Source organism: bacterium, from assembly GCA_016708315.1.
GTDB lineage: Bacteria > Zixibacteria > MSB-5A5 > CAIYYT01 > CAIYYT01 > JADJGC01.
In genome coordinates, this window is the sequence record JADJGC010000011.1 from 1 (window position 1) to 13785 (window position 13785).

Consider the following 13785-nt stretch of genomic DNA (forward strand, 5'->3'; position numbering starts at 1 on the left):
TGTCGACAATTGCCCGGATTTCCCGAATCCTCTCCAAATTGACGGTGACAGTGATGGGCTTGGAGATGGATGTGACAATTGCGCAGTTGTTGCCAATCCGCTGCAGGAAGATGTAGATGCCGATGGCTACGGTGACGCCTGTGATGCGTGTACCGACACAGATGGCGACGGCTTTGCTAATCCCGGATATTCCGCCAGCACATGCACGCTCGACAAGTGCCCGGCTATCTACGATCCGACAAACTTGGATGCGGATAACGATGGACGCGGCGACCCATGCGACAACTGCCCGAACACCTCAAATCCTGATCAACAAGACGCCAACGGCAACGGCATCGGCGATGCCTGCGACTACATCTGCGGCGACGCCGATGGGTCAGGCGGAGTCTCGATCTCGGACGCTGTGTTTCTTATTGGCCACATCTTTGGTGGCGGACCGGCGCCGGATCCTTTGGTTTCCGGTGATGTAAACTGCAGCGGCGGGGTCACCATTTCTGATGCAGTCTATTTAATCAGCTACATCTTCTCCGGCGGACCGGCGCCGTGCGCGAGCTGTCCGTAAGCAGGTTTCTAAACCACAGGATTCTACCAGAAGGAGGCGACAGCCTCCTTTTTTGTTGCTGACCGAGTTCAAATCATGAAGTTTAATACTTGGCCAAGCATGCCGCTTTCGCGAAGTTGATTGTCAAGAAAGTCGGCGGGAGAACCTCATTATGTTGCGTTCGATACTTCCAGGTCTACTGCTCTCTATCCTGCTCATTGCGGTGACTCCACGTTACGTTCAAACTCAAGAAAGTTCGGAGTTGAGATTGAGCACGCTGCCCGTGTTTTTCACGAAGAACGTCGGGCAGTGGGATAGTCGGGTTCTGTTCAAAGCAGATTGCAGGGGAATGATCGTCTGGTTGACAACGGAAGGGACATTCTATCAATTCGTTCGGGTAGGCAACTTCGGACCTAACGACAAGCTAAACCGACAAAAGCGCAGATTCACCAATGGTCCCGAAGATGTACGGGACACTGTCGAGCAGAATTCAGTCAAGACGACGATTGTGGGAAGCAACCGCTCGGCGACAGTCGCCGCGATGGGAGAGTTAAGTCATAAATCAAACTTCTTCATTGGAAACGACCCGGAAAAATGGCGAACCAACGTGCCGAGTTTCTCTTCCGTGGTCCTCCATGAAGTCTATCCGGGGATCGACTTAAAGTACTATTCGACTAGCGACGGCAAATTGGAGTATGACTTTGTCGTCCATCCGGGAGCAGATTATCAGCAGATCAAAATCCAGTATGAAGGCGCCGAATTGCTCACTATGGGACAAACCGGCGACATGCGAATCGATACTGAGTGGAATTTCCTTACCGAGCATGCGCCAAGAATTCATCAGGAAGTGAATGGCAAACGGCGACAGGTTTCCGGTTCTTTCAGGCTGGTGGATAAAAGGACCGTTTCGTTTGAGTTGGGTGATGATTATGATGCATCTCGGCCGGTCACTATCGATCCAACGATTGTTTACAGTACATTCCTTGGCGGTTCCGGTTTCGACGGTGGAAGTGCAATTGCAGTTGATGAAGCTGGTTCCGCGTATGTTGTTGGCGTCACCCATTCCACTGATTTCCCCAGCGTGGATTCGTCGCACTCCGGTCCGATGTGGGCAGATATCTTCGTAACCAAACTCACGCCCGACGGAAGCGCATTGGAGTATAGCACCTTAATCGGTGGAAACGATCAAGATGAATGCTATTCTGTCGCTGTGGACGATTTCGGCTGCGCCTACGCGTGTGGATGGACGTTTTCTCCGGATTTTCCTCTTCAGAACAGCTACCAGTCCGAATTGAAGTTCTTCGACGGAGTGTTCTTCAAACTCAACGCCACTGGAGATACCCTGATCTACTCAAGTTATTTTGGTGGTTCTGGTGTCGATGAGTTTCAGGATGTTGTTGTTGATGATTCGGGTCAAGTCTATCTGATTGGTTTGACCAGTTCGAGTAACATTCCCTTGTTGAATCCGTTCCAGTCTGCGATTTCAAGTTCGAATACCGGCGAAGCATTCATTATGAAGTTCTCGACGACCGGTAACGAACTACTATATGGCACCTATTTTGGCGGCAGTGATTGGGAATGGGGCGGCTTGATTGCCTTTGACGCTCAAAGGCAGATTCTCGTCGCTGGCGCAACGGAATCAGCGGACTTTCCAACCAAGAACCCGATTCAAGCATATACACGTGTTATGGATTCATATGTCGCAAAATTTGGCGAGAATGGTGATACTCTAATCTACTCAACTTTCATCGGTGGATTCAATGGGGACGACAAGACATTTGGATTGGCTGTTGATAGCTTAGGCTGCGCCTACATAGGCGGAACTACCAGCTCCGCAGATTTTCCGGTGAAGAACCCCTTTCAGCCAAAGTATGTCGGCGAGGACGCATTTGTCACCAAAATCAGCGTTAATGGAGATTCCATCGTTTACAGCACGCCAATCGGCGGAACTGGCGACGACCAGGGATTCGATATCGCTCTGGTAGGGGAGAGATCCATTATAACAGGTTGGACGATGTCTACCGATTTTCCTATCAAAGACCCGTATCAAACAAATGGACCACCGAAGTTGTTCGTCACCGAGCTGAGTCCAACTGGAAATTCTCTGGAATTCAGCACACTGATTGGAGGAATCCGTAATTCGTGGGAGCAAGCCTATGCTGTGGCTTCTGACCACAATGGTAATGTCTACATTACTGGCCACACGACATCGATTGATTTTCCTGTTTTGGGTCCCATTCAGGAATATGCCGGTGAATTCGATGTATTCGTTACGAAACTCAAGCCGGAGTTTCAATGTGGCGACATTGATGCCAGTGATGAGATTGTGCTCAGCGATATAGTCTATTTCGTCAATTACATCTTTTCAAACGGCCGACAGCCCAATCCTATTGTCGCTGCCGATATTGATTGTAGCGGACAAGTTACTGTGTCGGATGTCGTCTACCTGATAACGTATGTTTTCTCCGGCGGACCGGCGCCGTGTGCGAGCTGTCCATAGGCATAAACGAGTCGTAACTGTCGGGCTCCGCGTCCGCCGCGGCGGACTGGGAGCGCGACCTACTTCCGACTTCTCCAAAAGTATCTTCTCTAACTCGCGCGAATTCGTTATTCTGTATTCAATAGAAATTGAATCTGCAAAGGACAGAACATGGCCGGTGAACAAACGACCAATTACGACTCATTCGAGACGAGTATCTTCGAAGTGGTCTTCCCCTCGATGGTGAATCAATACGGAACGCTCTTTGGCGGTATCGCACTTCAATGGATGGACCGCGCGGCATGGATCTGCTCGACGCGTTTTGCCCGCAAGACGATGGTGACGATTGCATCTGACCGGGTTGTCTTCAAGAAAGCGGTCAGACAGGGAAGTATGGTCGAGTTGAAAGGCATGGTCAAGAAGGTTGGCCGCACTTCGGTGACGATTCAGGTCGAGCTCTATTCCGAGAGCCCATTGACAGGTAAACGCGAATTGGCGACCCATGGTGAGTTCGTAATGGTCGCTTTGGACGCCGACGGACACCCCACGCCAATCAAGGATTCTGTTGGTAAGTAACGAGTTACACGAAAAGTAGCGAAATTTCGCTTGCCCTCGTGGATCGAATCCTTATATTTCAAGACTCGTTGATGGCTTATGGCGTCGGCGTCTGTTAATTTGCATAATATTTGTTTGAGGAGATAGAGTCATGGCAAAGAAGAAAGGTGATGCGCGGACGATGATCACCGTCGAGTGCACCGAAGCCCGCAAAGAGGGCGGCACTCCGTCGCGCTATACCACATTTAAGAACAAGCGTAATACGCCGGATCGCTTGGAGATCAAGAAATACAATCCGTTTCTCCGTCGTCACACGATCCACAAAGAGACTCGCTAAGCGTCTCGCGGCAATAAGACTTAAACGGCATGTGAAAATTCACGTGCCGTTTTTCATTTCTGGCCAATTATCACATTGCCGTTTGGTAAGCGATTAGGCAATCTTCACACCGTCAGAGTATGAACATGCCGTCAATGCATAACATCAAGGAGTTCCTGGGACTAAAGCGCTCAATGGTTGCGCTTCTGGGAATGGTCATTCTTGTCGGGATGGGCGAGAAGATGGCTGAACGCTTCCTGCCGCTCTACATCGTCGCACTCGGCGGAAGCGCCATCTATGTCGGCTTGCTCAATGGCCTCGACAATCTTCTCTCGGCACTCTATTCGTTCCCGGGCGGCTACATTGCCGACCGCTACGGCACCAAGCGTGCACTGCTGATATTCAATATCATTGCCATGTGCGGGTTTGTGATTGTAATCCTGATTCCATCGGTTTGGGCGGTGATCGTCGGATCGTTTTTCTTCCTCTCCTGGACAGCGGTATCTCTACCGGCAACGATGAGTCTGGTAGCGAAGTTACTTCCCAAGAACAAACGCACCATGGGTGTGTCAATGCACTCGCTGATACGAAGAGTACCCATGGCGCTGGGTCCTTTGGTTGGCGGCGTTTTTATCGCTACCTGGGGAGAGATCAACGGCGTGCGTCTTGCGTTCATTGCAGCACTCGTGCTGTCAATAATTGCGGCAATTCTTCAGCAGTCAATGATTCCTTCCGAGGAAGATGGATCCGGAGATGCTCTGGGCAAGTCTCCGGACAAGAATCCGATTAAACTTCTTCGTCAGTTCCGGCCCGAACTGAAGCGACTCTTGGTCTCCGATATGCTGATACGATTCTGCGAGCAGATTCCTTACGCCTTCGTTGTGCTCTGGTGTATGAAGGAGATTGCGTCGCCGGTAACCGCCGTCCAATTCGGCGTCCTGACCACGATCGAAATGGCAACGGCGCTGTTGGTCTACATCCCGGTAGCATACTTCTCGGACAAGGCAGAGAAGAAGCCGTTTGTCGTGATGACATTTGTCTTCTTCACGTTATTCCCGTTGGTGCTTCTATTCAGCCAAACCTTCTGGGTTTTGGTGGGAGCATTTGTACTTCGCGGACTCAAGGAGTTCGGTGAGCCGACTCGCAAAGCACTGATTATCGATCTTGCAGTTCCGGGCCGCGAAGCGGCGACATTTGGCACTTACTACCTTTTTCGCGACGCGGTCGTCGCAGTTGCCGCGTTTGGCGGTTCACTTCTTTGGTTGATTAGTCCAGCGACAAACTTCTTGGTGGCGGCGGGGTTCGGGTTAACTGGGACTTTATGGTTTGCGCTGACGAAAGAGAATCGCCCTCATTCGGGTACCCACATATAGCCGGTACCACGAACTGACTTGATCCTGCTTGGTTTGCGTCCATCGTCGCCGAGTTTTCGCCGCAGTCGCGAAATGCCCAGATCTATCGACCGTTCTGCGCCGTTCCATTCATATCCACGCAGGATATGACTGATTTGGTCACGCGTCAGTGTTTCTCCCGCGTGGCTGACCAATAGCCACAGAAGGTCGAATTCAGAGGTTGTCAGCTCCAGCGGGCGCTCGTGCACAATTGCAGACCTGCGGATTACATCCAACGTCATCGATCCGACTCTTAAAGCTGCTTCGGTTCGCTCAATGCCGCGAGACCTGCGCAGGAGGCTGTTTACAGTTGCAAGGAGGAGTTCCGGATTTACAGTTATTGGTTGACATCCGTCTGCGCCCGATTCGAGAACGCGTATCTCCGTTTCGAGGTCGCCCTCCGCGGTTAGAATCAAAATCGGTTGTCTGGTAACGTTGCGGAGATCACGCACAATGTCTGAACTGCCGTGGCTCATTGTCTCTGTATTCAGAATAATCAGGTCGGGAAACTCTTGTTTCGCTCGCTCAAGTGTATGTGAGCACTCCCTTGTTACATCTACGTGCATTCCGTTGCCCAAGAGCAATTCTGACAACAAACGAGCACTCGCGGCGTCGCTATCAAGAATGAGAATTCTTGCAATTATAGCAGAAGACATGACCATCCGTTTATCAAACTTTGTGACTGGCACACAGGCAATTCAAGAACTCCTGTAGTACCGAAGCACGAGTCTCTATTACTTGGACTCGGTTAGGTTGCTAATACTTGCGTGGAAATTGACGAGATGTACTGTTTTCGTCAGCCGGCTGGAAATGTTCCAACCGGCTGCGAGCCTATGCCTGGAGATTCAGTATCGATTGTGAGTCGCCAGTCTGTGTGCTGGAATAGCGCTGCGCAGCAAGATTGAGACTTGTGGACAAGCTGTCGTTGCTGTCTTCCGAGGACATTTCCTCATATCTGGCGGCCATTCTGGCTGTCAGCATCTTGACGAAGTCGTCGTTTTCACTCTTGCTGATCGTTCCGTCTCCATCCGAATCGATCATTGCGAAAAGCTCATCTGAGCTGTTCTTCGGTTCGGCTTGATCCGTCAGTTTGAGCAAGTACGATTCCAGTTCGGTTTTATCGACCGAGCCATCGCCGTTGACGTCCATCGCCGAGAAGATTTCTCCAAATGGATTTTCTTCAGAGTCTTCACTCGGCGGCGGAGCCGGACGATCTTTCATCGACGCGAGAAACGCTGTATCCTCAGCCTTGCTGATTTTACCGTCTCCGTCAGTGTCGATTTTCGCAAACATCTCGTCCAGTCGGCCGGCATCGTCCGTTTTTCCCGTTAGTTGCTGATGGAAAGAACTAAACTCTGCTTTGTCAACGTACTCGTCTCCATTGGTGTTCATCTTGGCGAACATTTCCTCCGGTCGTGGGCGCGTTGACATTGTTGTGGCGCTGCTCAAGGGACTCATGTACTGACTGATTCCTGATATCATGATTCACCTCCTTCCCCTGTCAAGAGTTAATGATGTGATCATCTTCATTCGTCAAATCTTGCGATTTCTGCCTGTGATGATCGTTGCTACAACTACAGATTTCGACGAAACAGGATCAGACTTTGGTCGAACTATGTCACAAAGTGTATCCAGGAATGGCTCCCGGGCAACAATCTTGATGATTGTGGTGATCAAAATGGGAAGGAATGACCGTTTGTTTCAACAGCAGATTCCGGCTTGGCGCGTCCCGAAAGCATCGACTGGAAGTCCAATCCAGGACGCCGCTTTATGATTGACAAACAGCGCTATATTTTGTAGCCTATTCATTAGGCGCACTATCACCATTGAATTTTCAACCCCAACTCCCATCAACGAGGTGCTAAATGAGAAGGATCTTCATTTTCGCCGTAGTGTTATTGGCCATCGTCGGCATCGCTTTGAGCAATGGCCAAAGTGCAGACAACAAAACGGCACAAGCCGCGTCTGACTCGACAGCACTTTCCGGAGCGGTCGTTGATTCGCTCTTGATCTCCGCCGCTAATCAGGCGATTTCGCAATTCTCATCGCAACTGCAGACATCTCTGAAAATAGCACTCGATGACGGCGGCCCGCTCAATGCCGTCAATGTCTGCAACGTCGTCGCGCCGGACATTCAGACTGCCCATGTCCGCGATGGTTGGTTCCTTGAGCGGGTGTCAGCCAAACCGCGCAATCGCAATAACCAGGCTGATTCAGCACAACTTGCGATTCTCACGCTATTTGGGAGCACCAATGCGCCGTCTTTTGTGGCACAGTGGGACGATGAAATCAAGCGCGAGAAATTCCGTTACTACCGACCGATTCGCACAAACGAATTATGCGGCGGCTGTCATGGCGACCCATCGAGCTTTGTCGCAGGATTGAGTGATGAACTCAAGAAGCTCTACCCCGACGACAAGGCCGTCGGCTACAAGAGCGGCGATCTGCGCGGAATGTTTGCGATCGAAGTTATGTGGCCCGAAGGATTGGGTTATGCTAAGAAGCTTGCCGCTTCGGTAAAGCGGGACACCAATTAACGAATAGTCGTCCGAAGTCGAATACCTGAACAAAAAAGCGCCGGGTCCGCATCTGCGAACTCGGCGCTCTTGTTTACTCGTCGGACTACTATTTGTTACTGGCTTTTGTCTTCGAGCTTGCTGATTGAATCACCGATACTTCAGCCGTTTTGCTGTACGATACGGGAATCGAATAGCGCGATCCGGCTTGATCATCGACAGCAAATGTGAATGACTTGTTGAATTGTTCTTCAGAAACCGAGCCATCAATTTTGACTTTGATTTCCTTTTCCTTGCCCGGCTGAATCTCCGAACTCGGCACTTCAACCTTTAGGTAACCTGCCGGCTGGCTGACCAAATGCAGCTTGACGGCGCTGGCGGAGACATTCTTGACGATCAGTTTGGCTTCTTTCGAGTGTGATTGGCCATTGATCACTAATTCGCCTTCGGAAAGAGTAAGCGGAGTCAGTGAGTCGGGATCCGTGAAGTTCTTGCCTTTGAAGGTCAATTGGAATGTCCCACGATCCGGGTCGTTGCAGGTTACCGTAGCGCTCTTGCCCACGTTACCCTTGGCGCCTTTGTTGGAAGTAAACACCAGTTCGACTTCGGTGCTATCGCCGACCGCAACAACTTCTTTCTTCAGCGGAGCCTTGGTGCAGCCGCATCCCGGTTTCACGTTGAGAATTTTCAGCGAGTCTGTACCGCGACTATGAAACACGTATGAGTGACTGACTACACTTCCGGCGGCGATGTAGCCAAAATCGAAAGCCGTGTCATCAATGTACAGACGGGCGCCAGATTTTGTGGTTTCCTGAGCAAGCAACAGGCAGGGCACGGCCAGAATCGCGAGCATAGTAGTAGAGAGCTTCTTGAACATTTGTTTTCTCCTCGTTCAGATTGATTAAGTATTGGTTATGTGAATTTTCAGATTCTTATCAAACATCTATCGCTTGATTGGAGTCAGCCATCACGAGAGTAACTTTCGTGTAGCCAAGCCCAGCAAACTCATCGACTCATTGCGAAAGACCGGAGCGACATTGTCAATGCGGCAACAGCCGAGGTCGATAATAGCTTTGACCATCAAACGTACGTCGCGTTCGGTTCTCAGATCGAAGATTGTCAGCCGACAAGTTTCGGTGCACTCTCCGACTGTGAAGTGTATTTGGTTCATTCCCAGCGAGTCCAAAAGGGAAGTAGCTGTTTCTTGTTCCATACCGAGCGCACCCAACAGGGAAGTGATCTTCGGGTTTTCCAATGCGATCTCTCGCCCGACTCCGTCAATGGCAATCTGGTAGCCGACTTTCTGGCTGAAATCGAGCGGAATCAACGCGACTACTGCGAACACTGCGACGATCACCGCCACTGCAATTCGTGGACGGCTGTTCGGAATCAGAGATTCGACGAACCGATTTACGATACCTGTACGCGGTTTGCTCTTTTCGCCGGACTCGACTCTTGCCCGGACTACGGAAACAGGCAGTGGCGTCTGTGGCTCGGTTGCTTTGAACTTGTCGCAGGCTTCGATCAAGAGATTGTTCCGCACGCACCAGACTCGCGCATTCCACGCAACTCTCTAAGTGTTGAGCCAGCTCTGAATCGCGGCCGATCTCAGCAAACTGCCATCTGGCTGCTTCTAATCTTGTTCTGGCTTGATGACATAACATAGGTCTTCAGTTCCTTCGTCTGTGTTGCCTGCGGTCGATTTGCGATACACGCTGCTCAATCGCCGCCGCATCTTGTCTCTGGCGCGCGACAGCCGCATCTTAATAGTGCCTTCCGACTTCGACGTTAGCTGTGCGATTTCCGAGATTTTCCAACCATCCAGCTCGGCAAGTGTGACAATAATTCTGTCATCCGCACTCAGCGCTGTGAAGGCAAATTCCAATCGCCGTTTGGCTTCGTACTCACCCGAGGGATCGCTTCCAGGTTCGAACGTCTCACCCTCGATAGGTCCCGCAAAAACTCTTCTCCACCATGAGTCGCGTGAGCGACCGATGTAGTTGTTGTTTATTATCTGGTAGAGCCACGGTCGGAATCGCTCAATGTCTTTGATTTGGGCGAATCCTCGATGCGCTTTCATGATAGAATCCATATAGAGGTCGTCGCCTTCCTCCGGATTGAGCGTTAATCGTAAGCAATAGGCTCTGGCGCGTTTATGTTCGCGCTCTACCAGATCCCAAAATGGACCGTCGTTTCTAATCACGTACTAATGAGATGCTTTTGGGGGCAAAAAGGTAACGAAAAAGATTGAAATTTATTCAGAATTGAGAATGAGTGACAAATCCGGGGTCGGTGGGTTATTAATAGCGGTGCAGGGATTTGAACCCCGGACACGCGGATTATGATTCCGCTGCTCTAACCAGCTGAGCTACACCGCCATCAACGTTCAACCAATGGTCAAAGAATTTATGTTTTCCCACACATTTGTCAAGCGCTAACAACCATTTTCGTTGCCCTCATCCTCTCCGCGACTTATTATGAAATTCAACACTTTCTTGGAGCTGAATTGCATGATTGTTACTACGACACCTAATGTAGAGGGCAAGCCAATTCGGGATTATCTCGGCATCGTTGCCGGAGAAGCCGTTATGGGCGCCAATATCGTCAAGGACTTCTTTGCTACCGTAACCGACATCGTCGGCGGAAGGTCAGGGGCTTATGAAAATGAGCTCATTAGAGCCCGGCAAATTGCGCTGACGGAAATGGAGCAAGAGGCGATGAAGCTCGGAGCCTCGGCGGTTGTCGGCGTTGACATCGATTACGAAGTTATTCGGACGGGAATGCTCCTGGTGACTGCATCCGGCACTGCAGTTCGCCTGTAATCGCGACGGTGCCTTCAGATAGTGCAAGTAATTGCATATTTTGCAGTATCTGGCAGCTATTCGAATTCACGAATCGAGCACCGGGAAACCATTCGACCCTGCAACTTGTTATAATGATTGGGAATAGACCAACATCAGATAATTGTCCGTTAGCAGATTTTTAGGCATACTCTTCGCTGAAAGATACTGAAGATGAATACTCTTACTATCGCTTCTCTCCGGCTACTGCTCAGTTCGTTATTGATGGTGGTTGCCACCTCCTCCGCGTTTTCCGCACAGTTCAGCGCACGTCTCAGTTCTACTCTTGCCGGACGAAATCACAACGAGATGGTTTCGGTGTTGGTATTTATGGCTAATCAGCTTGATGTCACAGAAGTGCATCGAGTTCAGAAATTATCAGCGTTTTCGCGTCAAGCTTCGCATGCCGTTCTCGTCAAGGAGCTGCAGGACTTCGCAACTGACAATCAGATTAGCTTGCGGGGACTGCTTGATCAGGCAATCGCTCGTGGTGAAGTGAGTTCTTACGAAGCTTATTGGATTACCAACGCATTCCAGATCACGGCGACCCGGGAGTTCATCGAGAGATTAGAATTACGATCAGATATCGAAGCCGTCATTGAGGATCTTCCGCCAACATCTTTGTACAATCCCAACCAAAACGCCAATGCGGAAACTGTAACCGACTTGGCCGAAGGAGCAATCGGCGGCCTGCGTGCTATCGGCGCAGACCAGATGTGGGAAATGGGTTATACCGGTGCAGGTCGACTGATCGCATCGTTTGATACTGGTGTTGACGGCACACATCCGGCACTGTCCGGCACTTGGCGTGGAAATACGCACTCATCCGCCGAAAGTTGGTTTGACCCGGTTCATCAGGAGGAAACACCACATTGGGATAACCAGCTTAGTGTTGGCAGTCACGGTACCTCTACGATGGGCATTATGGTCGGAAAGAATGACGCAACCGGCGACACAGTCGGCGTCGCATTTGATGCACAATGGATCAGCGCGATGGTGGTTGATATTCCCGGCGCTAATTACTTACAGGCGTTCCAATGGGTCGCAGACCCGGATGGAAATCCTAACACGATAACAGACGTCCCCGACGTACTCAATAATTCTTGGGGATTCCTACAGGACAACATCGACTGCTCAGACCTGTTCTGGACGCCAATAGACAATCTTGAAGCACTTGGCACTGTCGTGATATTTGCCGCCGGCAATGAAGGTCCTGCGGCGGGTACTATTCGCAATCCAGCCAATCGCGCTACAACAGAGATTAACACTTTTTCAGTTGGTGCGACAGATTCCGTTGGATTGAAAGTTTGGTCATCATCCAGCCGCGGCCCGTCTGACTGCGATGGTGTTTCCATCAAACCGGAAGTTGTAGCTCCGGGGTACCTAATTTGGACTGCTGTTCCAGGGCCGACATTTTACTATGGTCTCAGAAGTGGAACTTCGTTTGCCGCTCCGCATGTTGCCGGCGCGGTTGCACTTCTGCGACAGTATAATCCAAACGCAACCGTCGATCAGATCAAACTCGCCCTTCTTAACTCGGCGACCGACATTGCCCCTGCGGGTCAAGATGATTCCACTGGCTACGGACTGATCAACATTCCAGCAGCGCTCGCGTTGCTGCCTCCCAATGATCAGGTTAATGTATTTGTGCAGTCGATCGAGCATAACCCGATTAATTCGGGCATGGAGATTCAATTCATTGCGACTCTGCGGAATTCGGGATTCGGAACTTCTAATGTCAACGCCGAACTGCTCGAAGCCGAAACCGGGATGTCGATAGTAAATGGCTTTTCCAGCTTTGGTGATATCGCAAAGGACGCGACTGCCAATAACAGCTCAGATCCATTCGTGCTGCAGTTCAATAACGGAATCGTCGACGGAACTCAGCTCTCGGTGGATTTGCATATCACTGCTACAGCAGGTTACGAGAAGACAGTCAGACTCACGTTCACCGTCGGTGAAGCTCTCGTCAAATCACTCTACAATCATCAATCAGATAGCCTAAGATTTACGATTTCCAACTTCGGTGCCTATGGGCTTGCGCCCGGCTCTGCTCTTCCCGGCAACGGCTTGGGATTTCTCTTTCCGACAAGTGGGGTCAATAATCTGTATCAAGCCGGTCTTTTGGTGGGCAACTCGCCGCTCGGAATTTCCGATGCGACAACCAATACGATATTTTCGGTAGATGCCGATTTCCGCGTCGCTCCCGGTGGCAATTTGCAGGTGAGTACCGGTGGCGTTCTCGGGGATCATGAAACCTACTCGCGATTTGAGGATAGCCACGCCTATCGCCCGTTAGGGATTACGATCGAGCAGCGCACCGCCAGTTTCAACGGCAGCGTCGACGCCAATTATGTGATCATGGAATACACAGTTGTCAACGATCAGGATACTGCAATCAACGATTTGTATGTCGGGATGTATCTCGATTGGGACTTCCCCCCGAACAGCGGTCAGGACCGTTCCGGGTTTGATGAGGAGAGTCAGGTCGGCTATATGTGGCACAACAATCAAGCACAGTACCGCGGCTGCAAAGTATTGACTGACGAAGGACTAAAGACCTTCCGCGCGATTCCGAACTCTGCCATTGTTTACGACGGAGTAACCGAGGCAGAAAAGTTCGAAATGTTAACCGGACCGATGTTGCCTACATCAAATTTCGCTCCGGATCAATCCTTCTCGATTTCTACCGGCCCATTCAATCTTGGACCGGGCGAATCGGACACAGCGGCATTTGCCATAATCGCAGGCCGGAATGTCAACGAGTTGGCGCTCACCGCCCAACGTGCAAGATCGATGTATCGCCAGGCAACGCCAGTCGATGACGACGGTGCGGCCCTTCCGAGAGCATATCAGCTTGACCAGAATTTCCCCAATCCATTCAATCCGATCACGCAAATCCAATTCAATCTCAATCGGACAGAGAAGATCAGGCTCGAAGTTTTCAATTCACTTGGGCAGAAGGTTGCAACGTTGATTGATGACGTTCGTCCGGTAGGGGCCCACTCAGTCTACTGGAACGGTGTTGACGACGGCGGCCAACCGGTAGCTTCCGGAATCTACTTCTACAAACTCACGGCGGGGAGTCTGAGCGAAACCCGCAAGATGGTGTTGTTGAAGTAGTTCGGCTGTTCAGATATTTCGTCT

13 protein-coding genes and 1 tRNA gene are annotated in these 13785 nt (G+C 50.8%); 8 read left to right on the plus strand and 6 right to left on the minus strand.

Annotation, left to right across the window (positions count from 1 at the left end):
* The 5 genes from IPH59_09925 to IPH59_09945 all read left to right on the plus strand — a co-directional run.
* Positions 1–562, plus strand: a 562-nt coding sequence (locus tag IPH59_09925) for a thrombospondin type 3 repeat-containing protein (protein ID MBK7092019.1), incomplete at its 5' end; no start/stop codon positions are given.
* 151 nt (positions 563–713) lie between these two features.
* On the plus strand, positions 714–3041 hold the full coding sequence (locus IPH59_09930; GenBank protein MBK7092020.1) for an SBBP repeat-containing protein: 2328 nt from the start codon (positions 714–716) through the stop codon (positions 3039–3041).
* Between the two features lie 150 nt (positions 3042–3191).
* Positions 3192–3596: an acyl-CoA thioesterase gene (locus tag IPH59_09935; protein ID MBK7092021.1), complete on the plus strand. Its 405-nt coding sequence runs from the start codon at positions 3192–3194 to the stop codon at positions 3594–3596.
* 130 nt (positions 3597–3726) lie between these two features.
* Entirely contained in the window at positions 3727–3912 is a 186-nt protein-coding gene (gene rpmG / locus IPH59_09940) for a 50S ribosomal protein L33 (protein ID MBK7092022.1), read from the plus strand.
* A 125-nt stretch (positions 3913–4037) separates the two neighbouring features.
* Positions 4038–5264, plus strand: coding sequence for an MFS transporter (locus IPH59_09945; GenBank protein MBK7092023.1), 1227 nt, complete (start codon positions 4038–4040; stop codon positions 5262–5264).
* Here the strand turns inward: IPH59_09945 and IPH59_09950 are convergent.
* Positions 5243–5971, minus strand: coding sequence for a response regulator transcription factor (locus tag IPH59_09950; GenBank protein ID MBK7092024.1), 729 nt, complete (start codon positions 5969–5971; stop codon positions 5243–5245). The two genes, IPH59_09945 and IPH59_09950, sit on opposite strands and share 22 nt — an antisense overlap.
* A 142-nt stretch (positions 5972–6113) precedes the next feature.
* Positions 6114–6764, minus strand: a complete 651-nt coding sequence (locus IPH59_09955) for an EF-hand domain-containing protein (GenBank protein MBK7092025.1) — start codon at positions 6762–6764, stop codon at positions 6114–6116.
* A 383-nt stretch (positions 6765–7147) separates the two neighbouring features.
* Here IPH59_09955 and IPH59_09960 point away from each other — a divergent pair, with 383 nt between their 5' ends.
* The gene (locus tag IPH59_09960; GenBank protein MBK7092026.1) at positions 7148–7819 is read left to right on the plus strand and encodes a DUF3365 domain-containing protein; all 672 of its coding nucleotides are present in this window, start codon (positions 7148–7150) and stop codon (positions 7817–7819) included.
* A gap of 88 nt (positions 7820–7907) precedes the next feature.
* On the opposite strand, the gene IPH59_09965 is transcribed toward IPH59_09960, so the two are convergent.
* The 4 genes from IPH59_09965 to IPH59_09980 form a co-directional block, all read right to left on the minus strand.
* The gene (locus IPH59_09965; GenBank protein MBK7092027.1) at positions 7908–8675 is read right to left on the minus strand and encodes a DUF1573 domain-containing protein; all 768 of its coding nucleotides are present in this window, start codon (positions 8673–8675) and stop codon (positions 7908–7910) included.
* A 90-nt stretch (positions 8676–8765) separates the two neighbouring features.
* Complete coding sequence (locus IPH59_09970; protein ID MBK7092028.1) at positions 8766–9341, minus strand: hypothetical protein; 576 nt, start codon at positions 9339–9341, stop codon at positions 8766–8768.
* 90 nt (positions 9342–9431) lie between these two features.
* Positions 9432–10001, minus strand: a complete 570-nt coding sequence (locus tag IPH59_09975; GenBank protein MBK7092029.1) for an RNA polymerase sigma factor — start codon at positions 9999–10001, stop codon at positions 9432–9434.
* A gap of 101 nt (positions 10002–10102) precedes the next feature.
* A tRNA-Met gene (locus IPH59_09980) sits at positions 10103–10176 on the minus strand.
* Between the two features lie 132 nt (positions 10177–10308).
* Between IPH59_09980 and IPH59_09985 the strand changes: the two genes are divergently transcribed.
* Positions 10309–10620: a YbjQ family protein gene (locus IPH59_09985; protein MBK7092030.1), complete on the plus strand. Its 312-nt coding sequence runs from the start codon at positions 10309–10311 to the stop codon at positions 10618–10620.
* Between the two features lie 192 nt (positions 10621–10812).
* Positions 10813–13761, plus strand: a complete 2949-nt coding sequence (locus tag IPH59_09990; GenBank protein MBK7092031.1) for a S8 family serine peptidase — start codon at positions 10813–10815, stop codon at positions 13759–13761.
* The last annotated feature ends 24 nt before the right edge of the window (positions 13762–13785 follow it).

What these genes read in the sequence shown, in the direction of transcription:
- IPH59_09960 (MBK7092026.1), top strand. Translation starts at nt 7,148, where the DNA reads ATGAGAAGGATCTTCATTTTCGCCGTAGTGTTATTGGCCATCGTCGGC.
- IPH59_09945 (MBK7092023.1), top strand. Translation starts at nt 4,038, where the DNA reads ATGCCGTCAATGCATAACATCAAGGAGTTCCTGGGACTAAAGCGCTCA.
- rpmG (MBK7092022.1), top strand. Translation starts at nt 3,727, where the DNA reads ATGGCAAAGAAGAAAGGTGATGCGCGGACGATGATCACCGTCGAGTGC.
- IPH59_09930 (MBK7092020.1), top strand. Translation starts at nt 714, where the DNA reads ATGTTGCGTTCGATACTTCCAGGTCTACTGCTCTCTATCCTGCTCATT.
- IPH59_09985 (MBK7092030.1), top strand. Translation starts at nt 10,309, where the DNA reads ATGATTGTTACTACGACACCTAATGTAGAGGGCAAGCCAATTCGGGAT.
- IPH59_09990 (MBK7092031.1), top strand. Translation starts at nt 10,813, where the DNA reads ATGAATACTCTTACTATCGCTTCTCTCCGGCTACTGCTCAGTTCGTTA.
- IPH59_09965 (MBK7092027.1), bottom strand. Translation starts at nt 8,675, where the DNA reads ATGTTCAAGAAGCTCTCTACTACTATGCTCGCGATTCTGGCCGTGCCC.
- IPH59_09935 (MBK7092021.1), top strand. Translation starts at nt 3,192, where the DNA reads ATGGCCGGTGAACAAACGACCAATTACGACTCATTCGAGACGAGTATC.
- IPH59_09955 (MBK7092025.1), bottom strand. Translation starts at nt 6,764, where the DNA reads ATGATATCAGGAATCAGTCAGTACATGAGTCCCTTGAGCAGCGCCACA.